This window comes from Pseudomonas sp. Irchel s3a10 (assembly GCF_900187525.1).
GTDB classification, from domain to species: domain Bacteria; phylum Pseudomonadota; class Gammaproteobacteria; order Pseudomonadales; family Pseudomonadaceae; genus Aquipseudomonas; species Aquipseudomonas koreensis_G.
On sequence record NZ_FYDR01000004.1, the window covers coordinates 367,297 to 392,332 of the forward strand.

Sequence of the window (25,036 nt, forward strand, 5' to 3'; positions counted from 1 at the left end):
GCCGCATAGCGCATTTCTCCAGCCCCTCTTGGAAAAGAGCAAAAGATCGCAGCCTGCGGCAGCTCCTGCAGGCGATGCATACCAATGTAGGAGCTGCCGAAGGCTGCGATCTTTCAGGATCTCAACGTAATTTCAGGCTGATCGATTGCAGCTTCTTGCCATCCCGATCATGGTAACTGATCAAAATCTGATCAGTCTCGACCACCATATGCGCGAAGTTGTCTTCGCTGACCACTGCGCAGGTCAACTCGTGTTGATAGTCGCCCGCTGCAGTGCGCACCAGTGGCTGATCAAGAATGAACGTCGACGCCTTGGCATAGGGCAACAGTTTGCTGTTACACAACGGCGAGGAGACGATGGTATGGACTTCGAAGTCCGGGTCTTCGCTGTGGGTCAGGCGCGAGGTCAGCGAGCCGTGCACGTCGCCCGAGACGAATACGACATTCCTGATCTGTCGGGTGCGAATGGTTTCCAGCAGGCGCAGGCGCTGCTCCGGGAAGGCTTTCCACGCATCGTCGCCGTGCAGTTTGCGATCCGGATAGAACATCACGCTGGTGACCACGAATTTGACCCGTGCCTTGCTGGTGCTCAGCCAGGCGACCAGGGCCTGTTCCTGCTCGCTGTCCAGGATGCGTCGATCATCAGCAGCCAGGTTGCGCCGAGTGCGGCTATCAGTGACAAACCATTCAATATCACCATCGCTGAACTGATACCAGTAACGCGCCAGTTTCGAATGATCAATCTCGCCATCAACCGTTAGTTCATGCGCCGGACTATGACTGGCTTGATACAACTCATACGCCGCCATTGCATTGCGATATAACTCATGATCGGACTTGCTGGCGTTCGCCGGCCAGTTGTCTTCAATTTCGTGATCGTCGAGGATCATATAAGTCGAAGTGCCGGACATCAGCTGCTGAATATTCGGTTGTGAGAAGGCCGCGCGATATTTATCGAGGATGTCCTTGTATTCGCGATCCGGGGCAATCAGGTTGAGGTCGTCGACATAGATCTGGTCTCCGGTCATCAGGGTGGCGCTGATCGGGGGTTCGGCGCCTTCGATCAACTGATTGATCGAGGCGAATATTCGGTCGCCAAATTGGGGTAGGGAAGCAATGCCGGCGGTCATGCGCAAGTAGCGACAGGAGCCGATGATGTAAGCGCGTGGCTGCGCGGCGTCGCTGGCGCGGGTGCGAAAACGGTAGATCTCGCGCGGCCATTGCAAAGGCAATTCGGCGATGCTCTCGACGGTATGCACAGGGCTCATGGGGCTGAACCAGCCCGCCTGATATTCGTACTCGCAATGGCTCTCCAGGTCATTCAATGAAAAGACCTGGCAAAAATCGCGCAATGCACTTAAACGGGAAAAAAGGCTATTTGACCATTGTTTGCTGTCGCGCTTTCGATAACGCAGGCCGGCGAATATGGTGGCGTTGTTTTGCGAGTCGCCGCGCATGAAGATGCGTGCGTGATTAGTTGTTGTATGGCCAATAATCGGGCCGACAGTTGGTTTTAACATGTTCGAATCCATTCGAATTGATACTTGAATAACGGTCAGTGTTTAGAAAGTTATTCGTTTAACTTGTGCCGCCAAGGTTAGTTGTCGGCGGATAAAAAATATCGGCGCGAAGTGGACTGGGCTCGTGGCTTAAGTAGACCGAAGTTGTAGGAATAAGACCCTCGTAACTTTTCTTCGGGCAAAAAAAGCCCCGTCAAACTGACGGGGTTGAGGTACGAGCGTGTGGCGCTCGAAAACGTGGAACGCAATCGGCCCTCCGTTGCCGGAGGGCCGAATGCTTTACAGCAGGATGGTGCGGATGTCGCCCAGCAGGCTGCCCAGACGCTGGGTGAAGCGTGCAGCAGCAGCGCCGTTGATCACACGGTGATCGTAGGACAGCGACAGTGGCAGCATCAGTTTCGGCTGGAAGGCTTTGCCGTCCCAGACTGGCTGGATGGTTGCCTTGGAAACACCGAGGATCGCCACTTCCGGCGCGTTGACGATCGGCGTGAAGCCGGTGCCGCCAATGTGGCCGAGGCTGGAAATGGTGAAGCAGGCGCCTTGCATCTCGTCCGAAGAGAGCTTCTTGGTACGGGCTTTTTCAGCCAGCGAAGCAGCTTCTGCGGCCAGTTGCAGCAGGCTCTTCTGGTCGACGTTCTTGATGACCGGTACCAGCAGGCCATCCGGGGTGTCGACCGCGAAACCGATGTTGACGTACTTCTTGCGAATGATCGCCTTGCCGCTTGGCGCCAGCGAACTGTTGAAGTCCGGCAGTTCCTTGAGCAGGTGCGCGCAGGTCTTGAGCAGCAACGGCAGGATGGTCAGCTTGACGCCGGCCTTCTCCGCGACGGCTTTCTGCGCCACACGGAAGGCTTCCAGCTCGGTGATGTCCGCCGAGTCGAATTGCGTCACGTGCGGCACGTTCAGCCAGCTGCGGTGCAGGTTGGCAGCGCCGACCTGCATCAGGCGGGTCATCGGCACTTCTTCGATTTCACCGAAGCGGCTGAAGTCCACGACCGGAATCGGCGGGATGCCCGCGCCACCGGTTGCGCCAGCGGCAGCGGCCGGTGCTTCCTTGGCCTTCTGCATCATGGCTTTGACGTAAACCTGCACGTCTTCTTTCAGAATGCGACCGTGCGGACCGCTGGCGCCAACGGCGCTCAGTTCGACGCCGAACTCGCGGGCCAGTTGACGCACGGCAGGGCCGGCGTGGACCTTCGCGCCTGGCTTGGCCGGAGCAGCAACCGGAGCGGCAGCAGCAGGTGCAGCGGCAGCCGGAGCAGCAGCGGCTGGCGCCGGAGCGCTAGGAGCAGCGGCGGCAGCTGGAGCCGGGGCAGCAGCAGGGGCCGCGCCTTTGACTTTCAGCTTGAGGATCAGGTCGCCGGTACCGACTTCGTCGTCCAGCTTGATCGAAACGCTTTCCACCACGCCAGCGGCAGGCGATGGGATTTCCATGCTTGCCTTGTCGGATTCCAGAGTGATCAGCGACTGGTCGGCTTCAACGCTGTCACCAGCCTTGACCAGGACTTCGATGATCTTGGCCTTGCCGGCCGAACCGATGTCCGGAACGTGGATGTCCTGAACGCTGTCAGCCACTGGAGCAGCCGGGGCTGCCGCAGGAGCAGGCGCAGCGGCAGCGGCCGGCGCAGCAGCCTGAGCCGGAGCGGCCGCAGCCGGGGCCGCAGCACCCGCCACTTCCAGATCCAGAATCAGGTCGCCAGTGCCGACTTCGTCGTTGAGCTTGACGCTGATGGCCTTGACCACGCCCGCGGCAGGCGACGGGATTTCCATGCTGGCCTTGTCGGATTCGAGGGTGATCAGCGATTGATCAGCCTCGACGGTGTCGCCGACCTTGACCTGGATCTCGATGATCTGCGCCTTGCCCGACGAGCCGATGTCCGGCACGTGCACTTGCTGCACCGAAGCGGCAGCAGGGGCAGCGGCTGGCGCGGCAGCAGCAGGAGCGGCAGCCGGTTTGGCTTCAGCTTTTGCAGCCGGTGCAGCAGCAGGTGCAGGGGCCGCTTCAGCGGCGCCCTCGACTTCCAGCTCAAGCAGTTCGTCGCCTTCTTTCAGGCGGTCGCCCAGCTTGACTTTCAGGCTCTTGATGACGCCGGCTTTCGGGGCTGGCACTTCCATGCTGGCCTTGTCCGATTCCAGGGTCAGGATGCTCTGGTCGGCTTCGATACGGTCGCCGACCTTCACAAACAGTTCAATTACTTCACCTTCACCGCTGCCGATGTCAGGTACGCGAATGAGTTCGCTCACAAAATGTCTCCTCAGCAGTCCAGTGGGTTGCGTTTTTCCGGGTCGATGCCGAACTTGACGATGGCCTCGGCCACGACTTTAGGTTCGATATCACCACGGTCAGCCAGTGCTTCCAGGGCTGCCAACACCACGAAATGACGGTCGACTTCGAAGAAATGACGCAGTTTCTTGCGGCTGTCGCTGCGGCCGAAACCGTCGGTGCCCAGGACTTTGAATTCCTTGGACGGTACCCACTGGCGGATCTGCTCGGCGAACAGCTTCATGTAGTCGGTAGAGGCAATCACTGGACCCTTACGGCCGCTCAGGCACTCTTCAACGTAGCTCTGCTTAGGCTTCTGGCCAGGCTTCAGACGGTTGCTGCGCTCTACGGCCAGGCCGTCGCGACGCAGTTCGTTGAAGCTGGTGACGCTCCATACGTCAGCGCCGATGTTGAACTCTTCACGCAGGATCTTCGCCGCTTCACGCACTTCACGCAGGATGGTGCCGGAGCCCATCAGCTGTACGTGATGCGCCGCATCGCGGGTGTCTTCTTCGAGCAGGTACATGCCTTTCTTGATGCCTTCTTCGGCACCGGCCGGCATGGCTGGCTGCTGGTACGACTCGTTCATCACGGTGATGTAGTAGAAGATGTCCTGTTGCTCTTCGGTCATCTTCTTCATGCCGTCCTGAATGATCACCGCCAGCTCGTAGCCGTAGGTTGGATCGTAGGTGCGGCAGTTCGGGATGGTCGCGGCCAGCAGGTGGCTGTGACCGTCTTCGTGCTGCAGGCCTTCACCGTTCAGGGTGGTACGGCCGGCGGTGCCGCCGATCAGGAAGCCACGGGTACGGCTGTCGCCAGCGGCCCAGGCCAGGTCACCGATACGCTGGAAGCCGAACATCGAGTAGAAGATGTAGAACGGCAGCATCGGCTGGTTGTGGCTGGAGTACGAAGTGCCGGCGGCGATGAACGAACTCATGGCGCCCGCTTCGTTGATGCCTTCTTCAAGGATCTGGCCTTTCTGGTCTTCCTTGTAGAACATCACCTGGTCTTTATCGACTGGCTCGTAGAGCTGGCCGACGGAGGAGTAGATGCCCAACTGACGGAACATGCCTTCCATACCGAAGGTACGGGCTTCGTCCGGGATGATCGGGACGATGCGCGGGCCGATTTCCTTGTCCTTGACCAGTTGCGCGAGGATCCGCACGAAGGCCATGGTGGTGGAAATTTCACGGTCGCCCGAACCATCGAGGATGGCTTTCAGGGTGTCCAGGTCCGGGGTCGGTACGCTGAAGCTCTGCGCGCGGCGCTGCGGTACGAAACCGCCCAGTGCGGCACGGCGCTCGCTCAGGTAGCGGGCTTCGGCGCTGTTTGGCTCTGGCTTGAAGAACGGCAGATTCTCCAGCTCTTCGTCCTTGACCGGGATGTCGAAGCGGTCACGGAACAATTTCAGGCTGTCGACGTCGACTTTCTTGGTGTTGTGCGCAGTGTTTTTCGCTTCGCCGGCACCGGTGCCATAACCCTTGATGGTCTTGGCCAGGATGACGGTAGGTTGTTCTTTGTGGTTGACCGCTTCGTGGTATGCCGCATAGACCTTGTACGGGTCGTGGCCGCCACGGTTGAGTTTCCAGATCTCGTCGTCGGACAGATCGGCAACCATCGCCTTGAGTTCAGGCGTGTTGAAGAAGTGCTCGCGAACGAACGCGCCGTCTTTGGCTTTGTAGTTCTGGTACTCGCCGTCGATGACTTCGTCCATGCGACGCTGCAGGATGCCGTCGACGTCCTTGGCCAGCAGTGGGTCCCAGAAACGGCCCCAGATGACTTTGGTCACGTTCCACTGTGCACCGCGGAACACGCCTTCGAGTTCCTGGATGATCTTGCCGTTGCCGCGAACCGGGCCGTCGAGGCGCTGCAGGTTGCAGTTGATGACGAAGATCAGGTTGTCCAGCTTCTCGCGGCCGGCCAGGGAGATCGCGCCCAGGGATTCCGGCTCGTCGCACTCGCCGTCGCCCAGGAAGCACCAGACTTTCTGTTTGCCCGGCTGGATGAAACCGCGGTGTTCCAGGTACTTCATGAAGCGTGCCTGGTAGATCGCCTGGATCGGACCCAGACCCATGGATACGGTCGGGAACTGCCAGAAGTCAGGCATCAGCCAAGGGTGCGGGTAGGACGACAGGCCCTGACCGTCGACTTCCTGGCGGAAGTTGTTCATCTGGTCTTCGGTGATGCGGCCTTCCATGAATGCACGGGCGTAAACGCCTGGCGAGGTGTGGCCCTGGAAGTAGATCAGGTCGCCGCCGTGTTCGTCGGTCGGGGCCTGGAAGAAGTAGTTGAAGCCGATGTCATACAGGGTCGCGCTGGAAGCGAAGCTGGAGATGTGACCACCCAGGTCAGAATCTTTCAGGTTCGTACGCATTACCATGGCCATCGCGTTCCAGCGTACCAGCGAGCGAATGCGGCGTTCCATGAACAGGTCGCCAGGCATGCGTGCTTCGTGGGTTACCGGGATGGTGTTGCGGTAAGGCGTGGTGATGGCGTAAGGGAGCTGCGAACCGCTGCGGGTCGCCAGTTCACCCATACGGGTCATCAGATAGTGAGCACGGTCTTCGCCTTCTTTGTCGAGAACCGATTCCAGGGCGTCCAGCCATTCCTGGGTTTCGACGGGATCGAGGTCTTGCATGGCTTGCTCCAGGGCGGAAAGGCTTCCAGAATCGGTTGCCTGAGTTTGCGACTGGCCTTGTGGGCAGACGATTTAAAATTCTTGGATTGCCGACAGGTTGTTCCGGCGGCGTGTAGTTTTACTACAAATCTTTGAGCATTTCAGCCTTTCGCCTGTATAGACGAGTAGTAAAACTACAGAGGAAAGGCTTGTGGCCTCCGACTGCGTTGTGAGAATAATCGTTAAGGTTGGTCGATTACCATCCGAAAAAGGTGAAAGTTTGATGCTGGATGCCAAAGAAGAAGAAATTTCAGCTATTTCTAACTTTTGTTCGACAGTCCTTCGCGTAGCGGGTTTTCATCAAACACTACAAGCGGCCATTTACACGCCGATCAAGGATAGACCATGACCCTGCCCGTGCTCGCTGAACTCCCCGCCATTCTCCTGCCGTTGGTCACTCGATCCGAGCAGTCGTTCCGTACGGCCGTCGCCGCGCTGGAAGACGATCACGGCTTCTCCAACTGGACCCCGGAACGCTGGGCGCAATTCGCCCGCGTCAGTGCCGCCAGCGATTTCGTCATTGAACAGAGCGTTCGTGACCCTTTGATGTTGTTGTCACTGGTGCAGTCCGGCGAACTTGATCGGCCGTTCGCGCCGGGTGAATTGTGCGCGCAGATTGCCGCCGCCGTGAACACGGCGCAAAGCGAAGACGAACTTGGGCGCGTCCTGCGCCGCCAGCGCGCACGGCATCAAGTGCGGATCATCTGGCGTGACCTCAACCGCCAGGCCGATCTGGTGCAGACCTGCCGCGACCTTTCCGACATGGCCGACGCCACTATCGACCAGGCCTACCAATGGCTGTACAGCCGCCATTGCCAGCAGTTCGGCACACCGACCGGCCGGCGCAGTGGTCTGCCACAGCAGATGGTCATTCTCGGCATGGGCAAGCTCGGCGCGGTCGAGTTGAATCTGTCGTCGGACATCGACCTGATCTTCGCCTACCCCGAGGGCGGCGAAACCGTCGGTGTGAAGCGCGCGCTGGATAATCAGGAATTCTTCATTCGTCTCGGTCAGCGCCTGATCAAGGCCCTCGACCCGATGACGGTCGACGGCTTCGTGTTCCGCGTCGACATGCGCCTGCGTCCATACGGATCGTCCGGCGCGCTGGTGCTGAGCTTCAATGCGCTGGAACAGTATTACCAGGATCAGGGCCGCGACTGGGAACGCTACGCGATGATCAAGGCGCGGGTGGTGGCCGGCGATCAGGTGGCGGGCGCACAGTTGCTCGATATGCTGCGGCCGTTCGTTTACCGCCGTTACCTGGACTTCTCGGCGATCGAAGCGTTGCGCACCATGAAGCAGCTGATCCAGCAGGAAGTGCGGCGCAAGGGCATGGCCGACAACATCAAACTCGGCTCCGGCGGTATCCGCGAGGTCGAGTTCATTGCCCAGGCCTTCCAGTTGATCCACGGCGGGCGCGACCTCAGCCTGCAACAGCGTCCTCTATTAAAGGTGCTGAGCACGCTGGAAGGACAGGGCTATCTGCCGCCGGCGGTGATCAGCGAGCTGCTTGAAGGTTACGAATTCCTGCGTTACACCGAGCACGCGATTCAGGCGATTGCCGACCGCCAGACCCAGATGTTGCCGGACGGCGCTCAGGATCAGGCGCGCATTGCGTTCATGCTCGGCTTCGCCGATTGGCAGGCCTTCCATGAAAAGCTGATGTTCTGGCGCGGCCGGGTGGCCTGGCACTTCGCGCAGGTGATCGCCGATCCCGATGAAGAAGAGGGCGCCGACTGCGAAGTGGTGGTGGGCGGTGAGTGGTTGCCGCTGTGGGAAGAAGAGCAGGACGAAGAGGCTGCTTGCCGGCAACTGGAAGAAGGCGGATTCAAGGACGCGACCAAAGCGCTGAAAGCGCTGGCCGGTTTGCGCGGCAGCCCGCAATTGCGCGCGATGCAGCGGCTGGGTCGCGAGCGTCTCGATGCGTTTATTCCGCGCCTGCTGGCTCAGGCGGTGGAGCATGACAACCCGGATCTGGTGCTGGAGCGGGTGCTGCCGCTGGTCGAAGCGGTCGCCCGACGTTCGGCTTATTTGGTCCTGCTGACGGAAAACCCCGGCGCCCTGCGGCGCTTGCTGACGCTGTGCGCGGCCAGTCCGTGGATCGCCGAGCAAATCACCCGCTTCCCGCTGCTGCTCGATGAATTGCTCAACGAAGGCCGGCTGTTCAAGCCGCCACTGGCCCCGGAGCTCGCCGCCGAATTGCGCGAGCGCCTGACGCGGATCCCCGAAGATGACCTCGAACAGCAGATGGAAGCCCTGCGCCACTTCAAACTGGCGCACCGCTTACGCGTCGCCGCCTCGGAAATCGCTGGCAGTCTGCCGTTGATGAAAGTCAGTGATTACCTGACCTGGCTCGCCGAAGCGATTCTCGAACAAGTGCTGGCGCTGGCCTGGCGCCAGACGGTGGCCAAATACGGCACGCCGCTGCGCACTGACGGCAGTTTGTGCGATCCCGGCTTCATCATTGTCGGTTATGGCAAAGTCGGCGGGCTGGAACTGGGGCATGGTTCGGATCTGGACCTGGTGTTCATCCATGACGGTGATCCGCAGGCGGAAACCGACGGGCCGAAGCCGATCGATGGCGCACAGTTCTTCACCCGACTGGGGCAGCGGATCATTCACTTGCTGACGGCGCAGACCAACTCCGGTCAGCTGTACGAAGTGGATATGCGTTTGCGGCCGTCCGGCGCGTCGGGGCTGTTGGTCAGCTCGCTCGGGGCGTTTGAGCGCTATCAGGAAAATGAAGCCTGGACCTGGGAACATCAGGCCTTGGTGCGGGCGCGGGTGCTGGTCGGCAGTCAGGATGTCGGCCAGGCCTTCGAGAAAGTCCGCGCGCAGGTTTTGGGCAAGGCGCGGGATCTGGCGAAGCTGCAACAGGAAGTCAGCGAGATGCGCGCCAAGATGCGCGATAACCTCGGCAGCAAGAGCACGGCGGCCGGTACCGCGGCAAATGCCTTCGAGGCCACGGCGCCGTTCGACCTCAAGCAGGACGCCGGAGGTATCGTCGATATTGAATTTATGGTGCAATACGCGGCCCTGGCGTGGTCGCACAGCCACCCGCCATTGCTGCGCTGGACCGATAACATCCGCATTCTGGAAGAGCTGGAGCACGAACGGCTGATGCCTGCCGAAGATGCCAGCCTGTTGCGTGAGGCCTATAAAGCCTACCGCTCCGCCGCCCACCGGCAGGCCTTGCAGAAGGACGCCGGGGTGATTGCAGGCGACCAGTTTGTCGAGGAGCGCCGGCAGGTATTGCGGATCTGGCGTGAGTTGGGGCTAAGCTGAAACCGGATATTTAAAGCACCGAATACCTTGTGGGAGCGGGCTTGCTCGCGAAAGCGCAGTGTCAGTCACCATCGATGCAGGATGTGACGGCCCCTTCGCGAGCAAGCCCGCTCCCACATTGGATCTGCGTTGATTGCAGATTAAGGGCCGGATGCAAAACCCTGTGGGAGCGAGCCTGCTCGCGATAGCGGAGTATCAGACGACAATAATGTTGGATGTGAAGACCCTTTCGCGAGCAAGCGCGCTTCCACAGCAGATCTACAGTGTTTGTAGAATTCTCGAGGCGGGGAGGCGTAAATGCCTCCCCGGTTCGTTTATGGAAACCACATGAATATTCTGATCGTTGGGCCCAGTTGGGTCGGTGACATGGTGATGGCGCAGACACTGTTTCAGTGTCTCAAGCAGCGCCACCCGCAATGCGAAATCGACGTGCTGGCCCCCGAGTGGAGCCGGCCGATCCTTGAGCGCATGCCCGAAGTGCGCAAGGCCTTGAGCTTTCCGCTCGGCCATGGCGCACTGGAATTGGCCACTCGCCGGCGGATCGGCAAGTCCCTGGCCGGCCAGTACGATCAGGCGATCCTGCTGCCGAACTCGCTGAAATCGGCGCTGGTGCCGTTTTTCGCCGGCATCAAACAACGCACCGGCTGGCGTGGCGAATTCCGCTACGGCCTGCTCAATGACGTGCGCACGCTGGATAAAGAACGTTATCCGCTGATGATCGAACGCTTCATGGCCCTGGCTTACGAGCCGAACGCCGAGCTGCCGAAACCTTATCCGCGTCCGAGCCTGCAAATCGATCCGGTGACCCGTGAAGCGGCGCTGGCCAAGTTCGGCCTGACCCTCGACCGCCCGGTGTTGGCCCTGTGCCCCGGCGCGGAGTTCGGCGAATCCAAGCGCTGGCCGTCCGAGCACTACGCCAAGGTTGCCGAAGCGCGGATTCGCGAAGGCTGGCAGGTGTGGCTGTTCGGCTCGAAAAATGACCACGCGGTGGGCGAAGACATTCGCGCACGGCTGATTCCCGGCCTGCGTGAAGAATCGGTCAACCTCAGCGGCGGTACCTCGCTGGCCGAGGCCATCGACCTGCTGTCCTGTGCCGACTCGGTGGTGTCCAACGACTCCGGCCTGATGCACGTCGCTGCTGCGCTGAACCGTCCGCTGGTGGCGGTCTACGGCTCGACGTCGCCGGGGTTCACCCCACCGCTGGCCGAGCACGTCGAAATCGTTCGTTTGGGACTCGACTGCAGCCCGTGCTTCGACCGTACCTGCCGTTTCGGCCATTACAACTGCCTGCGCCAGCTGATGCCGGACGCGGTCAACGATGCCTTGCAGAAACTGCAGGGCTCCGTGGTCGAGGTTCATTAAGTTGCGGGTATTGCTGATCAAGACTTCATCGCTGGGCGACGTGATTCACGCGTTGCCGGCGCTGACCGACGCGGCCCGGGCCATCCCCGGGATCAAGTTCGACTGGGTGGTGGAAGAAGGCTTCGCCGAGATCCCGACCTGGCACCCGGCCGTCGGCAAGGTGATTCCGGTGGCGATCCGCCGTTGGCGCAAGAACCTCTGGCAGACGATCAAGAGCGGCGAGTGGAAGCGCTTCAAGCAAAGCGTGCGCGCCAGCCAATACGATCTGGTGATCGACGCTCAGGGCCTGCTGAAAAGCGCCTGGCTGACGCGCTACGTCAAAGCCCCGGTAGCTGGTCTCGACAAAGGCTCGGCGCGTGAGCCGATCGCTGCACGTTTCTATGACCGCAAACTGGCGGTGGCCCGTGGGCAGCATGCGGTCGAACGGGTGCGTCAGCTGTTCGCCATCGCCCTCGGCTATGACCTGCCCAAAGGGTTGGGCGACTACGGCCTCAACGTCGAGCGTCTGGTCGAATTGCCGCGCAAGAGCTCCTTCGTGGTGTTCTTGCACGGCACCACGTGGGACACCAAACACTGGCCGGAAGCCTACTGGCGCGAGCTGACCGAGCGCGTCGGCTATCTGGGCGTCGGGGTAAAACTGCCGTGGGGCAACCCGCTGGAGAAGGCCCGTGCCGAACGCATTGCCGCCGGTTTCAAACACGCCGAAGTGTTGCCGAAGCTGAATCTGGCCGGGGTCGGCAAAGTGCTGGCCGGTGCCCAGGCCTGCGTCGCGGTGGACACCGGTCTCGGTCACCTTGCGGCCGCGCTGGATGTGCCGACAATTTCGCTGTTCGGCCCGACCAACCCGGGCCTGACCGGCGCCTATGGCAAGGTGCAGATTCACATGGCCAGTGATTTCCCCTGCGCCCCTTGCCTGCAAAAGAAATGTACGTATCAACCGACCGCGCAGGATGCCCGTCAGTTTGACCTGAAACGCGAGCAGCCACTGTGCTTCACGCGTGTGAATCCCGAGCGTGTCGCCAGCCGACTGAGCACGTTGTTAATGGCTGAGGAGCTGCGCTGATGCAATTGGCTTTTGTCCTGTACAAATATTTCCCGTTCGGTGGCTTGCAGCGCGATTTCATGCGCATCGCCCTCGAATGCCAGAAGCGCGGCCATCAGATCCGCGTCTACACCCTGATCTGGGAAGGCGACGTGCCGCCCGGTTTCGAAGTGCTGGTGGCGCCGGTCAAGGCGTTCTTCAATCATCGGCGCAACGAGAAGCTCACGGCGTGGATGGAAGCGGATCTGGCCAAGCGTCCGGTGGATCGCTTGATCGGCTTCAACAAGATGCCGGGTCTGGACGTCTACTACGCCGCCGACGGCTGCTTCGAAGACAAGGCGCAGAATCTGCGCCATTCGCTGTACCGCCGTTGGGGCCGCTATCGGCACTTCGCCGAGTATGAGCGCGCGGTGTTCGCCAAAGATGCGAAAACCGAAGTGTTGATGATTTCCGAAGTGCAGCAGCCGCTGTTCATCAAGCACTACGACACGCCGCTGGAGCGCTTCCACCTGCTGCCGCCGGGCATCGCCCAGGATCGTCGCCGGCCGGCGGATGCCGACGAGATTCGCGCCGGTTTCCGCGCCGAATTCAGCCTCAAGGACGACGAGTTGCTGCTGGTACAGATCGGCTCCGGGTTCAAGACCAAGGGCGTCGATCGCAGCCTCAAGGCGCTGGCCGGATTGCCCGCCGAGCTGAAGAAACGCACCCGGCTGTTTGTAATCGGCCAGGATGACCCCAAATTGTTCCAGATGCAGAGTGCGACTTTGGGCCTGGGCGACAACGTGACGTTCCTCAAGGGCCGCAGCGACATCCCGCGTTTCCTGCTGGGCGCCGACCTGTTGATCCACCCGGCGTACAACGAAAACACCGGCACCGTATTGCTCGAAGCGCTGGTCGCCGGGTTGCCGGTGCTGGTCAGCGCGGTCTGCGGTTACGCCCATTACATTGCCGAGGCGGACGCCGGGCGAGTGCTGGACGAACCGTTCGATCAGGCGCAACTGACGCAATACCTGACTGACATGTTGAATGACGACGCTGCACGCGCGGCCTGGAGCCGCAATGGTCTGGCCTTCGCCGAGACGGCCGACCTCTACAGCATGCCGCAGCACGCGGCCGATGTGATTCTGGCGGAGCACGCTTAAATGAAGTTGATGCTGGCTGAACCGTTCAAAAGCCTTTGGGCCGGACGCGACCCGTTCGCCGAAGTCGAAGGCTTGCAGGGCGAGGTCTACCGCGAGCTGGAAGCTCGACGCACGCTGCGCACGGAAGTCGACGGCAACGGCTTTTTCGTCAAGATCCACCGGGGCATCGGCTGGGGCGAGATCTTCAAGAACCTGCTGACCGCCAAGCTGCCGGTGCTCGGCGCGGGTCAGGAGTGGAAGGCGATCCAGCGTCTGCAGGAAGTCTGCGTGCCGACCATGACCGCCGTGGCTTACGGCGAGAAGGGCAGCAACCCGGCCGATCAGCATTCGTTCATCGTCACCGAAGAGCTGGCGCCGACCATCAGCCTCGAAGATTTCAGCATCGATTGGGTCAAGAATCCGCCGCAGCCAAAACTCAAGCGCGCGCTGATCGCTGAAGTGGCACGCATGACCGGCATGATGCACCGCGCCGGGGTCAACCACCGCGACTGCTACATCTGCCACTTTCTGCTGCACACCGACAAGCCGATCACCCCGGAAGATTTCAAGCTGTCGGTGATCGACCTGCACCGCGCCCAGACTCGCCCAAGAATTACTCAACGCTGGCGCAACAAGGATCTGGCCGCGCTGTATTTCTCGGCACTGGACATCGGCCTGACCCGTCGCGACAAGCTGCGTTTTCTCAAGGGCTATTTCCAGCAACCGCTGCGACAGATCCTGGCGGAAGAAGCGCCGCTGCTGAGCTGGCTCGAGGGCAAGGCCAACAAGCTATATGCGCGCAAACAGCGTTACGGGGATGCGCTCTGATGGCGGGTTGGACGCTTGAACCGCAATACAGCGAACTGGCCGAAGATTTCGGCAGCCTCGAAGCGGTGTTTGCCCTGCAGGGCGAGCGCCTGACCCGCGACCCGCTGTCCGAAGTCATCCGCGTGCAGCGCAACGGCGTGAATTACTACGTCAAACGCTACGTCGGCGCCGGTAAAGGCTTGCGCCGTTACCTGGGCAAGCCCCGGGTGAAGATGGAGTGGCAGAACCTCAAGCGCTTCGCCAAGTGGGGCATTCCCACCGCCGAAGTGGTGGCCTGGGGCCTGGAGCGACGTGGCGCGGCCTATGCCCGTGGCGCGATGATCACCCGCGAGCTGCCGCGCACCGAAGACCTCTCGGCGCTGGCCGAACGCAACGATCCGAAACTCAAGGATCGCCTGTGGGTTGATGGCATCAGCCGGCAACTGGCCGGCTACACCCGAATCATGCACGATCACCGCTTTACCCATAACGATCTGAAGTGGCGCAATTTGCTGATCGACGATCAGGCGCAGCTGTTTCTGATCGACTGCCCGAATGGCGATTTCTGGCGCGGCTTCTGGCTCAAGTACCGGATCACCAAGGACCTGGCCTGTCTCGACAAGGTGGCCAAGTATCACCTGTCGAATACCCAGCGCCTGCGCTTTTACCTGCAATACCGCGGACGTGATCGGCTGAATGCCGCCGACAAGAAACGGATTCGCCACGTGGTGAGATTTTTCGAGGGACGCGAATGACTGATTTCCTGGCCGCTGAAGACCGGGCGCTGCTTGAGCGTCATGGCCTCGGCACTTTCGACGCGCTCTGGGCCAAACAGCTCGAAGCCGTGGACGAACCGAACACCGATGGTGGTGGCTGGAGCAGCGTGTTTCGCCTGGAGCTTGAAGGGCAGGCCTACTACCTCAAGCGCCAGAGCAACTACCTGACCCGCACCCTGCATGCGCCGTTCGGCGAGCCGAGTTTCGCCCGTGAGTTTCGCAATATCAGCCGCTACAACAAGTTGGGGATCCCGGCGCTGCAAGCGGCGTTCTTCGGTGAGCGCAAGGTCAAGGGCGAAGTCCAGGCGATCCTGCTGACCCGTGCCCTCGACGGCTGGGATGATCTCGACTCGTTGCTTCAGCGTTGGTCCGAGCTGACCGCCGTGCAGCAATCGGCCATTCTCAAGGCCTGTGGACAACTGGCGCGCCAGCTGCACGGCGTGCGTCAGGTGCACGGCTGCTTTTATCCGAAACACATCTTTTTGCAGGCTGACGGCGAGCGCTATCGGGCACAGCTGATCGACCTGGAAAAGACCCGGCCCCTGCTGTTCGGCATGCGCGACCGGGTCAAGGATCTGGAACCGCTGCTGCGGCGCGCGCCGGAGTGGAGCGAAGCGCAATTGCGCGAGTTGCTCGCGGCCTATCTCGATCAGCCAGTCAACAGTTCGCTGGTCGACAGTTGGGTGACGCGCCTGACCGCACGGCGCAGTCGCAAGGAGACCCGTTGATGCGCTTGTCCGAACTGAAAAACGCCGGACGTGCGCCGAGTCTGCCGCTGACGATTTCGCTTGCCGATGCTGCAGGCCCTGCGGATCTGCAACTGCTGAGCCTGCTGCGGGTGTTGCCGGGGCAGCGCTATGTCGGTGCCGGGGTCTGGCGCGGACGGCCGGTGCTGGCCAAATTGCTGGTGGGCAGCAAGGCTGCGCGGCATTTTCAGCGCGAGCTGGCGGGCGTCAAGCTGCTCGCGGAGCAAGGTCTGACCACGCCGTTGCTGTTGGCCGATGGCTTGCAGGACGGCGAGGGCGGCTGGCTGCTGTTCGAATTCCTCGAAGGTGCCGAAAGCCTCGGTGAGGCCTGGCAGAAAGTCGAATCGCTGCCAGTGTTGGCGGACGAGCAATCGGCGGTACTCGCCGAGGCGCTGGGCGCGATCGGTCAACTGCATGGCAAAGGCCTGTGGCAGGAAGATCTGCACCTGGACAACCTGCTGCGTCAGGGCGGTCAGCTGTACCTGATCGATGGCGCCGGGATCTGCGCCGAGACCGCTGGCCAGCCGTTGTCGCGGCAGAAAGTGCTGGAAAACCTCGGTGTGTTTTTCGCCCAGTTGCCCAAGTCATTGGAGCCGTTCACCGAAGAATTGCTGGTGTATTACCTGCTGAGCAATAGCGAGCACGCGTTGCCGCTGGAAGCCTTGCAGAAGCAGATCGCCAAGGTGCGCGCCTGGCGCCTGAAGGATTACCTGATCAAGGTGGGCCGCGAGTGCACGTTGTTCAGTGTGCAGCGCGGTGCGTTCGCCTTGCGGGCGATCCGTCGCGAGGAAGAAGCGGCGATGCTCCCGGTGCTGGATCAGGCCGATGCGCTGCTCGATCAGGGCCATCTGTACAAGACTGGCGGCGCGGCGAGCGTCGGCAAGGTCGAGGTGGCCGGGCGCTCGCTGGTGATCAAGCGCTACAACATCAAAGGCTTCGCGCACTGGCTCAAGCGTTTCTGGCGTCCGAGCCGCGCGTGGCACTCTTGGCGTGAAGGTAATCGTCTGGCATTCCTTGGCATCGCTACGCCGAAACCGCTGGCAGTGCTGGAAAAGCGCTTTTTGTGGCTGCGCAGCCGCGCCTATCTGGTGACCGAGTTCCTGCCAGGGCCGGACATCATCGAGCGCTTTGCGCCATATGTGGAAAGCGGTGCGGCGCCGGAGTCCGAGTTGCAGGCGCTGGATCAACTGTTCGCACGGTTGATTGCCGAGCGCATCAGTCATGGCGACTTCAAGGGGCATAACCTGTTCTGGCAGGAAGATCGCTGGGCACTGATCGATCTGGATTCGATGTGTCAGCACAGCTCTGTCGGAAGTTTCGCACCGGCCTATGCGCGGGATCGGGCGCGGTTCATGCGCAACTGGCCCGAGAGCAGCGCGCTGTATCAGGTGATCGATCAGCGGTTGCCCAAGGACATCTCCAGCGCGGCCTGAGCCGCCTTCGCCAGCAGGCTGGCTCCCACATGGGAATGCATTCCCCGGTAGGAGTGAGCCTGCTCGCGATAGGGCTTTTACGGCCCAAAAATCTCCCGTTGAGCAATAGCGGACAAACTCCACTGACTTGTCCTACAGCTTCTCCAGAAGCCATGAACTGTGCCCGCTCCAGCCTCGATGCTAGCTTGCCCTGACCACTTCGGAGGGCAAGACTTGACCATCAAAAACGCCGTAACACTCAGCACCTGCGCATGGTTTTTATCCGGCTGCGGCACCACCGCCTCGGTGCTGCAAATGGACGCTGACGTCGCCCGCGACATGCGCAAACAGAAAACCTACTGCCAATCGATACCGCGGATCTACAGTGGTCTGGCGTTCGACTTCTGTGTGCTCCACGCGCCCCCTGACCCCTCCGGCGTCTTGGTGCCATTCGTGTTGCTGGACCTGCCATTGTCCGGGGTGCTGGATACGGTGGTGTTGCCGTATACGATTTACCGCCAAGCCAGTGACGGCAATCTTGGTATCTATTGGCGCGCGGGCGGTTATTGAGTGTGAAAGCAAGGTTTCACCGGGCCGATTCACCAAGGGCAATTCGCACAGGGTCATTCCCGCCACGTTTACGCTATAATCCCGCCCTTTAGCTGTCTCTCGCCCGGTGCGAGGGCACATCAATTTTCAAGGCGCATCGCGCCTGAATGCAGACTAAAGAGGCTAGACCCTGTGGCATTGACGATTCTTGGCCTGTCCGGCGCCCTTAGCCATGACCCTTCAGCCGCCTTGTACATCGACGGCAAGCTGGTGGCGGCGGCTGAAGAAGAGCGCTTCGTCCGCGATAAGCATGCAAAGAACCGCATGCCCTACGAATCGGCGAAGTTCTGCCTGGAACAGGCGGGTATCAAGCCGTCCGACGTTGACGTGGTGGCGATTCCGTTCGCCCCGATCAGCCTGTTCGGCAAGGCCCGCTGGCACTATGCCAAGCGTTACTGGTACGCGCCGGATCGCGCCCTCGATGCGATCCTGATGGGCAACCGTCGCTACAAGCGCTATCGCAACAAGATCGTCTGGTGCCTGGAGCAACTGGGTTTTGATCCGAAGAAGATCAAGATCGAGCCGGTCGAGCACCACCTGGCTCACGCCTCCAGCGCTTACCACTGCTCGGGTTTCAAAGAGAAAACCGCGATCCTCGGCGTCGACGGCAAGGGCGAGTACGCGACGACCTTCTTCGGTTATGGCGAAAACGGCAAGATCCACAAGATCAAGGAATTCTTCGATCCGGACTCTCTCGGCGGCCTGTATGGCGCGATCACCGAGTTCCTCGGTTTCGAGATGCTCGACGGTGAGTTCAAGGTCATGGGCATGGCGCCGTACGGCGACGCCAGCAAATATGATTTCTCGCGTCTGGCCTCGTTCGAGAACGGCGAACTGGTGATCAACACCGACTACGCCAATGTGATCGGCCTGCGTCGCTATAAAGAGAAGGGCAAAGGCTTCTACTTCTCGCCGAAGCTGATCGAGTGGCTGGGTCCCAAGCGTGAAGGCGATATCGCCGACGAACCGTACATCCACTACGCCGCGAGCATGCAAGCGCTGTTCGAGAAACTGGCGTTGCAGATGATCGACTACTACCTGGGCGATGTGCTCAAGGAAACCGGCAAGCTGGCCTTCGCCGGTGGCTGCGCGTTGAACGTCAAGCTGAACCAGAAAATCATCGCCCGCGATGACATCAAGGAACTGTTCGTACAGCCGGCGTCCGGCGATGCCGGTACCGCGGTCGGCGCAGCGGCCTATGTGTCCCACGCCCGTGGCGTGCCGGTCGAGAAGATGGAACACGTCTACCTCGGCCCGTCGTACAGCAACGAAGACGTGATCGCCGCGTGCGCCCGTCACGAGAACAAGCCGACCTGGCGCAAGCTCGACAACATGCCGGAGCAGATCGCCAAGATCATGGTCGATGGCAACCCGGTGGCCTGGTTCCAGGGCCGCATGGAGTTCGGTCCGCGTGCGCTCGGTGGTCGTTCGATCATCGGTTGCCCGAGCGTGGCCGGTGTGGCTGACCGCATCAACCACCAGATCAAGTTCCGCGAGCGCTGGAGGCCGTTCTGCCCGTCGATGCTCGATACCGTTGCGCCACAGATGATCAAGATCGATCACCCGGCGCCGTTCATGACCTTCACCTTCGAAGTGGCGGAAGAGTGGAAGACCCGCGTGCCGGAAGTCGTCCACGAAGACGGCACTTCCCGGGCTCAGGTCCTGAAGCGCGAATACAACCCGCGCTACTACGACATGATGAAGGCACTGGAAGACCTCACCGGCAACGGCGTGTCGCTGAACACCTCGCTGAACCGTCGTGGTGAACCGATGATCTGCTCGCCGACCGACGCCCTGAACATGTTCTTCGGCTCCGATCTGCAGTACCTGATCATGGAAGACATTCTGGTGGTCAAAGAGGGCGCAAACGCTTATGACTCGCTCGGCTGAACGCCATGTGCTGCAGTTCTGTCACGGCTATGACGGGCCGTTCCTCGACTGCGCACGGCAGTACGCCAGCCTGTTCGCGGGCACCGGTTATCGGGTGACCACGGTCTTTCTGACCGGGGCCGCCGACAGCGAGGTGGCCGCAGCGTGTGCTTCCGATGAAGTGTTGTTCATGGAATACAGCTCCAAGGCCATTCGTGGCCTGAAGCTGGGCGCCATCGGCGATCTGCGCAAGATCGCCGCTTCACGCAATTTCAGTTTCTGCATCGCCCATCGCTTCAAGCCGATCTACATCGCCTTGCTCGGCACCTCGCTGCCGGTGATTGGCGTGCATCACGCGTTTGACGATTACAAACGCGGCACGCGCAAGCTGTTCGCGCACATTTTCCGCAAGCGCCTGAGCCTGCTCGGCGTCTCCGACGCGGTGCGCGACGACATGCGGCGCTGTCTGCCGAAATGGCCGTCGACGCGCATCCAGACCTTGTACAACCGCATCGATGTGCCGGCCTTGCAGGCCAGTCAGGTGTCAGCCCGCGAGGCTCGCGAGACCCTCGGTCTGGCGGCGGATGCGTTCATTGTCGGCAACGTCGGACGGCTGCACCCGGACAAGGATCAAGCCACGTTGTTGCACGGTTTCGCCGCGGCGTTACCCGGACTGCCGGGCAACAGTCAGCTGGTGATTCTCGGCAAGGGCCGTCTGGAACAGGACCTCAAGGAGCTGGCGCGCGAGCTGGGCATCGGTGACCGGGTGCTGTTTCTCGGTCAGGTACCGGACGCGCGCAATTACTTCCGCGCCTTCGACGTGTTTGCCCTGAGCTCCGATCACGAACCGTTCGGCATGGTGCTGCTGGAGGCCATGGCCGCCGGCGTACCGTTGCTCGCCACTGCGTGTGGCGGGGCGAAGGAAGTGGTCGAAGGCGTTGGCATTCTGTTCCCGCTGGGCGATGCCGAACACCTTGCACAAGGCCTGCAACATTTGGCCGGTATGGATGATCAGCAGCGCCGGCAGTGCGCCGAGCTGATGCTCGACCGCCTGCGCGAGCGTTTCTCCGACCGTGCGGTGCGCGACACCTTCTGGCGTCTGCCGCAAGTTACCGATCTGGCACCGAGGGGCTGATGCTCAACCGATTTCAAGGCTGGCGCGAACGTGGCTGGTCGCCCGTTGACGCCTCCACCTATGCCACCGCCTGGCAGCGTTTTGGCGGCAGCGTCGCGACCCATCCTTTGGTTGTCGAGCGTCTGGCGGATCTGGCCGGCATCCCGGTGCGCTATCTGGCGTGGGAGCAGGGCGGCGAAGTCAAAGCGGCGATCCCGACCTGGGGCCGCGACCTGGCCCTGTCCAAGGACGTGCTCAAGCGTAACGGCAAGAAAGGTCTGTTCGACCTCGGCAATGCCGAGCTGATCCTGCCGGCCGCCGTCGATGCCCAGGCACCGTTGCGCCATCGCGCACGCTATCTGTCGGCGCTCAATGAAAACCGCTTCAGCGGCCTCAAGTTGCAGACCGAACAACTGGCCATGGCCCGCACCCCCGAAGAGCTGTCGAAGAAGTTTCGCTACAACCAGCGCCGCGAACTGCGCCTGCTGGAAGAGGCGGGTGGCGTGGTACGTCCGGTCGCAGAGTTTTCCAGTGGCGAACTGGCGGCGATCTACTGTGATCTGTTCCAGCGCCGCTGGGGCTTCCCGGCCACCGGCGCGGCGCGCATGGCCGAGGTCATCGAGCTGCTGCGCGAACTGCTGATTGGCTCGGTGATCTTCCTCAATGATGCGCCGATCGCCATTCAACTGGTGTACCGCGTCGAAGCGCCGGAGTGGATCAGCGTCGAATACATCAACGGTGGCGTCGATCCCGAGACCCGCGAATTCAGCCCCGGAAGTGTGTTGAGCTTTCTGAATACGCAAAGCGCCTGGGAACATGCGCGCGCCCTGAACAAGCCGCTGCGGTTTTCCTTCGGTCGCGCCGACCGTGAATACAAGGATCGCTGGTGCAATCCTGTGCCGGTGTTCACCGTATGAGTCAGCCCATGAGCCGCAAACAGCAACTGCTCAAGCGTCATCGGCGCAATAAACGCATTACCTTGCTGATCGCCCTGGTCGCGTTGATCGCGCTCGGTGTGCTGGTCGCGTGGTGGTTGCCGCTGGTGCTCGCGGTGGTTGGCTGGATCGCCCACGAGGCGTGGTTTGCCGATCATCTGTTCTATTCGCCGAAAGACGATTACCAGTACAGCTTTCCGCCGTTCACACCGCAGCCGAAGGTGCATTTGAGCGGCGAGCAGTTGCGTCTGGATGAAGGCGTGATGCTGGTCGACGAAGCGACGTTGATCCTCGCGGTGCGAGTGAAAAGCAGTTGGCTCGGACGCTTCTTTGATCCGCGCGTCGAACTGCTCGGCGGGGCGAATCCCGATTCGCAAACCTTCGAGCGCGGGGTCAATGGCCTGCGTTATCTGAATCTGAGCGGTCAGGCGCAAGCTTTGTCGCAAGGCCAGTTGCGCTTGCGCGGGCGCTTTTGCCGAGTCTTCGGCGAGCCGCTGCTGTGGGCGCTGGAGCAACCGGACTACCGCCGTCAGCGGGTGATGGTGATTGCCCCGCACGCCGACGATGCCGAGTTGGCGGCGTATGGCTTGTACAGTCAGGCCGATGAAGCCTGGATCGTCACTCTGACCGCAGGTGAGATCGAAGCCGAACACTATCAACAGATGGGCATGAACAAGGTCGAGGCGGCGCGGCTCAAGGGCCGTCTGCGTGCCTGGGACAGCCTCGCCGTGCCGCGTTGGGCTGGTGTGCCGCAGGAACACTGCGTGCAACTCGGCTACTTCTGCCTGCAACTGGCGGCGATGCAGGCCGCACCGAATCAGGCGGCGGGCTCGCGCGAAGCGGACTTGAACGACACGCGACTGTTTCGTCAGTTGAATCCGTTCACTCTGCCGGGCGATGCCGACGGCGCGCCGACCTGGAACAACCTGCTGGCCGACCTGCGTGAAGTGCTGCTGCGCGCGCGTCCGGAGGTGATCGTGCTGCCGCACCCGACCCTCGATCCGCACCCTGACCATATCTGCGCCCAGCAAGCGGTTTTGCAGGCGCTCCAGGGTCTCGACTGGCAGCCGACGTTGCTCGGTTATGCCAACCATTTGCATGACAACGACCGCTGGCCGATGGGCAACACCGGGCAGGGCATTGCCTTGCCGCCGGCCTTCGATTTGGCGGTGCCGATGCAGCCGCTGTGCCTGCCGCTGTCCATCGAGTTGCAGCGGGACAAGGCCATGGCGCTGGGCATGATGCATGACTTGCAGCCGCCGGCACCGTTCAAGCGTCGCCTGCGCCGGGTTATCCAGTGTGTGCTCGCCGGGCGGGCCGCGTCGGTGTACGGCGAAAACGAATTTTTTCGAAAAGCGGTCAGGCGCCAGGAGTTGTTCTGGCTACTGAAGCACGGTGAGACAGTCGTTCAGCGGGGAGAGTCATGAGTCAACGGTTCAAGGTGTTGCAGCTGCAACCCGACTACAACGTCAAAGCCCATGACTTTGCCGACCTCGCCGAGCAGATCGTCAAGGCGCTGCCGAGCGATCGCTATGAGATCACCGCGGCTTTCCTGCGCGGCAAACCGGGGCCGGGCGAGCCGGTGAGCCGGGCCGACCATTCGGTGTACTTCGAGTTTTCCGACAAGTCGCTCAAGGGCATGCGCCTGCGGGCGATGTGGCAGCTGTACAAGTTCTGCCGCCGGGAAAAGTTCGACGTGGTGATCTGCAACCGCTTCAAACCGGTGAACATGATGCTGGCGCTCAATCGCTGGCTGAAGGTGCCGCTGTGCATTGGCATCTCCCACGGTTTCGGCGAATACGACCGCTTTTACCGGCGTCGTCAGACCCAGCGTCTGATCGATCGGCACTGGCGCTTCGTCGGTGTGTCGCCGGCGGTCAAACAGTACCTGCTCGATTGCGATTGCGGCTTCACCGACCAGAACACCTACGCCATCACCAATGCCATCGACATCCAGCAGGCCGAAGGCTTGCAGCACAGCCGCGAAAAAGCTCGCGAGTTGTTGGGCATCGATCCGAATGTGCGCTTGATCGGCGCGCTGGGGCGGCTGGTATCGGTCAAGGGCCACACCTATCTGCTGCAAGCCTTTGCCGCACTGAAGGACAAATACCCGAACACCCAGTTGGCGATCATCGGTGCCGGGCGCCTGCAGGCACCGCTGGCGGCCGAGATCGAGCAACTGGGCCTGAGCGGTCGCGCGCACCTGCTGGGTTTCAAGGAAAACGCTCTGCAATACGTGCGTGCGTTCGACATCTGGACCATGCCGTCGCTGGCCGAAGGCCTGGGCCTGGCGTTGCTCGAAGGCATGAGCGGACACCTGCCGGTGATCGCTTCGAACGTGCCGGCGATGTTGCCGCTGATCGAAGGTGCCGGTGGTCTGGCGATCACGCCCAAGGACGTGCCGAGTCTGGTCGCCGCGCTGGATAACTATCTGGCGCTGTCGGACGACGAACTCAAGGCCAAGGGCGAGCAGGCCTACCGCTATCTGCAGGAACAACACGACATCGAGGTGTTCCGTCAGGAATACCTGGATCTGATCGACTCTGGCCTGGAGCAGGCCCGCAAGGAGCAGCCGTGAGCGAAGAGAAAACCGTGAGCGAAGAACAAGCCATGAGCGAAGCCAACGCTCTCGTCACCGTGATCATCGCCTCGTACAACCACGGCCCGTATATTGAAGAAAGCATCCTCAGCGTCCTCAACCAGAGTTACAAGAATATTGAGCTGCTGGTGGTCGACGACGGTTCGAAGGACGACAGCGTCGAGCGCATCAGCGCTTTGCAGGCGCAGTACCGCTTCGATTTCCGTGTGCAGCAGAATCAGGGCCTGACCAACACCCTCAACGGCGCGATCGCCCGCTCGAAGGGCAGCCTGATCGTGCCATTCGGCTCCGACGACATCATGTACCCCGAACGTATTGCCACCCAGGTGGCGTACATGGACGGCAAGCCTGAAGTCGGGATCTGTGCCGGCAATATCGAGCTGATGCACGCCGACGGCAGCCTTTATCCAGAAAAGCGTCAGCGCCGCGACGTGCCGTTTCGCCGCCTCGATTTCGACGACATGTTTCTTGAACGCAAGCCGTATCCACCGGCACCGACGTTGATGATCCGTCGTGAGGCGCTGGAGAAGGTGGGAGGATTCGATCCGACGATTCGTCTTGAAGACCTGTACATCGAGCTGAAGGTGACCCGTGCTGGCTACTTCATCGACGGTTTGAATGTGGTGATGGCGCGCTACCGCAAGCACGCCACCAACTCGTACAAGAACCATCGCTTCATGATCGAGAACATCCTGCGCACCTATGCGCTGTTCAGCGATCATCCGCTGTACGACGAAGTGCGCTTCAAGGCGCTGAACTCGATGTTCCTCAAGACCGCCAACCGAAATCGCAAGCTGGCACGCGAGCTACTGGCACAGATCCCGTTCAAGGCCTGGAACAAGAAGACCTGGCGCGGACTGGGGCGTTTGCTCTTTTCCCCGCTGGAAAAGGACTGAGCCG

At 61.2% G+C, this 25,036-nt stretch carries 19 protein-coding genes; 16 read left to right on the top strand and 3 right to left on the bottom strand.

The window, feature by feature from the left end:
- Positions 1 to 121 precede the first annotated feature (121 nt).
- The 3 genes from CKW11_RS14580 to aceE form a co-directional block, all read right to left on the bottom strand.
- Positions 122 to 1,519, bottom strand: coding sequence for an alkaline phosphatase D family protein (locus tag CKW11_RS14580; protein ID WP_095138070.1), 1,398 nt, complete (start codon positions 1,517 to 1,519; stop codon positions 122 to 124).
- 279 nt (positions 1,520 to 1,798) lie between these two features.
- Positions 1,799 to 3,763, bottom strand: a complete 1,965-nt coding sequence (gene aceF / locus CKW11_RS14585; RefSeq protein WP_095138071.1) for a dihydrolipoyllysine-residue acetyltransferase — start codon at positions 3,761 to 3,763, stop codon at positions 1,799 to 1,801.
- A gap of 11 nt (positions 3,764 to 3,774) precedes the next feature.
- Positions 3,775 to 6,420: a pyruvate dehydrogenase (acetyl-transferring), homodimeric type gene (aceE, locus tag CKW11_RS14590; RefSeq protein WP_003220999.1), complete on the bottom strand. Its 2,646-nt coding sequence runs from the start codon at positions 6,418 to 6,420 to the stop codon at positions 3,775 to 3,777.
- A gap of 262 nt (positions 6,421 to 6,682) precedes the next feature.
- On the opposite strand from aceE, the gene CKW11_RS28840 reads away from it, so the two are divergent.
- The 16 genes from CKW11_RS28840 to CKW11_RS14665 all read left to right on the top strand — a co-directional run bounded on the left by CKW11_RS28840 (position 6,683) and on the right by CKW11_RS14665 (position 25,032).
- On the top strand, positions 6,683 to 6,808 hold the full coding sequence (locus tag CKW11_RS28840) for a hypothetical protein (RefSeq protein ID WP_256198919.1): 126 nt from the start codon (positions 6,683 to 6,685) through the stop codon (positions 6,806 to 6,808).
- Positions 6,805 to 9,744 (top strand): bifunctional [glutamate--ammonia ligase]-adenylyl-L-tyrosine phosphorylase/[glutamate--ammonia-ligase] adenylyltransferase, encoded by a 2,940-nt coding sequence (gene glnE / locus CKW11_RS14595; RefSeq protein ID WP_095138072.1) that lies wholly within the window; start codon positions 6,805 to 6,807, stop codon positions 9,742 to 9,744. Before CKW11_RS28840 ends, glnE begins: the two co-directional genes overlap by 4 nt.
- Positions 9,745 to 10,071: 327 nt before the next feature.
- On the top strand, positions 10,072 to 11,106 hold the full coding sequence (gene waaF / locus CKW11_RS14600) for a lipopolysaccharide heptosyltransferase II (protein WP_047290935.1): 1,035 nt from the start codon (positions 10,072 to 10,074) through the stop codon (positions 11,104 to 11,106).
- 1 nt (position 11,107) lies between these two features.
- Positions 11,108 to 12,169 (top strand): lipopolysaccharide heptosyltransferase I, encoded by a 1,062-nt coding sequence (gene waaC / locus CKW11_RS14605; RefSeq protein ID WP_095138073.1) that lies wholly within the window; start codon positions 11,108 to 11,110, stop codon positions 12,167 to 12,169.
- Positions 12,169 to 13,290 (top strand): glycosyltransferase family 4 protein, encoded by a 1,122-nt coding sequence (locus tag CKW11_RS14610; RefSeq protein WP_095138074.1) that lies wholly within the window; start codon positions 12,169 to 12,171, stop codon positions 13,288 to 13,290. Before waaC ends, CKW11_RS14610 begins: the two co-directional genes overlap by 1 nt.
- The gene (gene rfaP, locus CKW11_RS14615; protein ID WP_095138075.1) at positions 13,291 to 14,097 is read left to right on the top strand and encodes a lipopolysaccharide core heptose(I) kinase RfaP; all 807 of its coding nucleotides are present in this window, start codon (positions 13,291 to 13,293) and stop codon (positions 14,095 to 14,097) included. It abuts the gene before it with no gap.
- Entirely contained in the window at positions 14,097 to 14,831 is a 735-nt protein-coding gene (locus CKW11_RS14620) for a lipopolysaccharide kinase InaA family protein (protein WP_095138076.1), read from the top strand. Before rfaP ends, CKW11_RS14620 begins: the two co-directional genes overlap by 1 nt.
- Positions 14,828 to 15,580 carry a lipopolysaccharide kinase InaA family protein gene (locus CKW11_RS14625; RefSeq protein ID WP_095138077.1) on the top strand — a complete coding sequence of 251 codons (753 nt, stop codon included), beginning with the start codon at positions 14,828 to 14,830 and terminating at the stop codon, positions 15,578 to 15,580. Before CKW11_RS14620 ends, CKW11_RS14625 begins: the two co-directional genes overlap by 4 nt.
- Positions 15,580 to 17,031: a lipopolysaccharide kinase InaA family protein gene (locus CKW11_RS14630; RefSeq protein WP_095138078.1), complete on the top strand. Its 1,452-nt coding sequence runs from the start codon at positions 15,580 to 15,582 to the stop codon at positions 17,029 to 17,031. Before CKW11_RS14625 ends, CKW11_RS14630 begins: the two co-directional genes overlap by 1 nt.
- A 213-nt stretch (positions 17,032 to 17,244) precedes the next feature.
- Entirely contained in the window at positions 17,245 to 17,580 is a 336-nt protein-coding gene (locus CKW11_RS14635; RefSeq protein ID WP_095138079.1) for a YceK/YidQ family lipoprotein, read from the top strand.
- Between the two features lie 171 nt (positions 17,581 to 17,751).
- The gene (locus CKW11_RS14640; protein ID WP_095138080.1) at positions 17,752 to 19,509 is read left to right on the top strand and encodes a carbamoyltransferase; all 1,758 of its coding nucleotides are present in this window, start codon (positions 17,752 to 17,754) and stop codon (positions 19,507 to 19,509) included.
- The gene (locus CKW11_RS14645; protein WP_027611372.1) at positions 19,493 to 20,623 is read left to right on the top strand and encodes a glycosyltransferase; all 1,131 of its coding nucleotides are present in this window, start codon (positions 19,493 to 19,495) and stop codon (positions 20,621 to 20,623) included. Before CKW11_RS14640 ends, CKW11_RS14645 begins: the two co-directional genes overlap by 17 nt.
- Complete coding sequence (locus tag CKW11_RS14650; RefSeq protein ID WP_095138081.1) at positions 20,623 to 21,519, top strand: antimicrobial resistance protein Mig-14; 897 nt, start codon at positions 20,623 to 20,625, stop codon at positions 21,517 to 21,519. The genes CKW11_RS14645 and CKW11_RS14650 overlap by 1 nt, the downstream gene beginning before the upstream one ends.
- A gap of 8 nt (positions 21,520 to 21,527) precedes the next feature.
- Positions 21,528 to 22,964 carry a PIG-L deacetylase family protein gene (locus tag CKW11_RS14655; RefSeq protein ID WP_095138082.1) on the top strand — a complete coding sequence of 479 codons (1,437 nt, stop codon included), beginning with the start codon at positions 21,528 to 21,530 and terminating at the stop codon, positions 22,962 to 22,964.
- Complete coding sequence (locus tag CKW11_RS14660; RefSeq protein WP_095138083.1) at positions 22,961 to 24,115, top strand: glycosyltransferase family 4 protein; 1,155 nt, start codon at positions 22,961 to 22,963, stop codon at positions 24,113 to 24,115. Before CKW11_RS14655 ends, CKW11_RS14660 begins: the two co-directional genes overlap by 4 nt.
- A gap of 32 nt (positions 24,116 to 24,147) precedes the next feature.
- Positions 24,148 to 25,032: a glycosyltransferase gene (locus CKW11_RS14665; RefSeq protein ID WP_095138247.1), complete on the top strand. Its 885-nt coding sequence runs from the start codon at positions 24,148 to 24,150 to the stop codon at positions 25,030 to 25,032.
- Positions 25,033 to 25,036: the final 4 nt, after the last annotated feature.

Bases quoted from the DNA above. Each gene is read 5' to 3' on its own strand.
- CKW11_RS14580 (WP_095138070.1), bottom strand. From the start codon at position 1,519: ATGTTAAAACCAACTGTCGGCCCGATTATTGGCCATACAACAACTAAT.
- aceE (WP_003220999.1), bottom strand. From the start codon at position 6,420: ATGCAAGACCTCGATCCCGTCGAAACCCAGGAATGGCTGGACGCCCTG.
- CKW11_RS28840 (WP_256198919.1), top strand. From the start codon at position 6,683: ATGCTGGATGCCAAAGAAGAAGAAATTTCAGCTATTTCTAACTTTTGT.
- glnE (WP_095138072.1), top strand. From the start codon at position 6,805: ATGACCCTGCCCGTGCTCGCTGAACTCCCCGCCATTCTCCTGCCGTTG.
- waaF (WP_047290935.1), top strand. From the start codon at position 10,072: ATGAATATTCTGATCGTTGGGCCCAGTTGGGTCGGTGACATGGTGATG.
- CKW11_RS14610 (WP_095138074.1), top strand. From the start codon at position 12,169: ATGCAATTGGCTTTTGTCCTGTACAAATATTTCCCGTTCGGTGGCTTG.
- rfaP (WP_095138075.1), top strand. From the start codon at position 13,291: ATGAAGTTGATGCTGGCTGAACCGTTCAAAAGCCTTTGGGCCGGACGC.
- CKW11_RS14620 (WP_095138076.1), top strand. From the start codon at position 14,097: ATGGCGGGTTGGACGCTTGAACCGCAATACAGCGAACTGGCCGAAGAT.
- CKW11_RS14625 (WP_095138077.1), top strand. From the start codon at position 14,828: ATGACTGATTTCCTGGCCGCTGAAGACCGGGCGCTGCTTGAGCGTCAT.
- CKW11_RS14630 (WP_095138078.1), top strand. From the start codon at position 15,580: ATGCGCTTGTCCGAACTGAAAAACGCCGGACGTGCGCCGAGTCTGCCG.
- CKW11_RS14645 (WP_027611372.1), top strand. From the start codon at position 19,493: ATGACTCGCTCGGCTGAACGCCATGTGCTGCAGTTCTGTCACGGCTAT.
- CKW11_RS14650 (WP_095138081.1), top strand. From the start codon at position 20,623: ATGCTCAACCGATTTCAAGGCTGGCGCGAACGTGGCTGGTCGCCCGTT.
- CKW11_RS14655 (WP_095138082.1), top strand. From the start codon at position 21,528: ATGAGCCGCAAACAGCAACTGCTCAAGCGTCATCGGCGCAATAAACGC.
- CKW11_RS14660 (WP_095138083.1), top strand. From the start codon at position 22,961: ATGAGTCAACGGTTCAAGGTGTTGCAGCTGCAACCCGACTACAACGTC.
- CKW11_RS14665 (WP_095138247.1), top strand. From the start codon at position 24,148: ATGAGCGAAGCCAACGCTCTCGTCACCGTGATCATCGCCTCGTACAAC.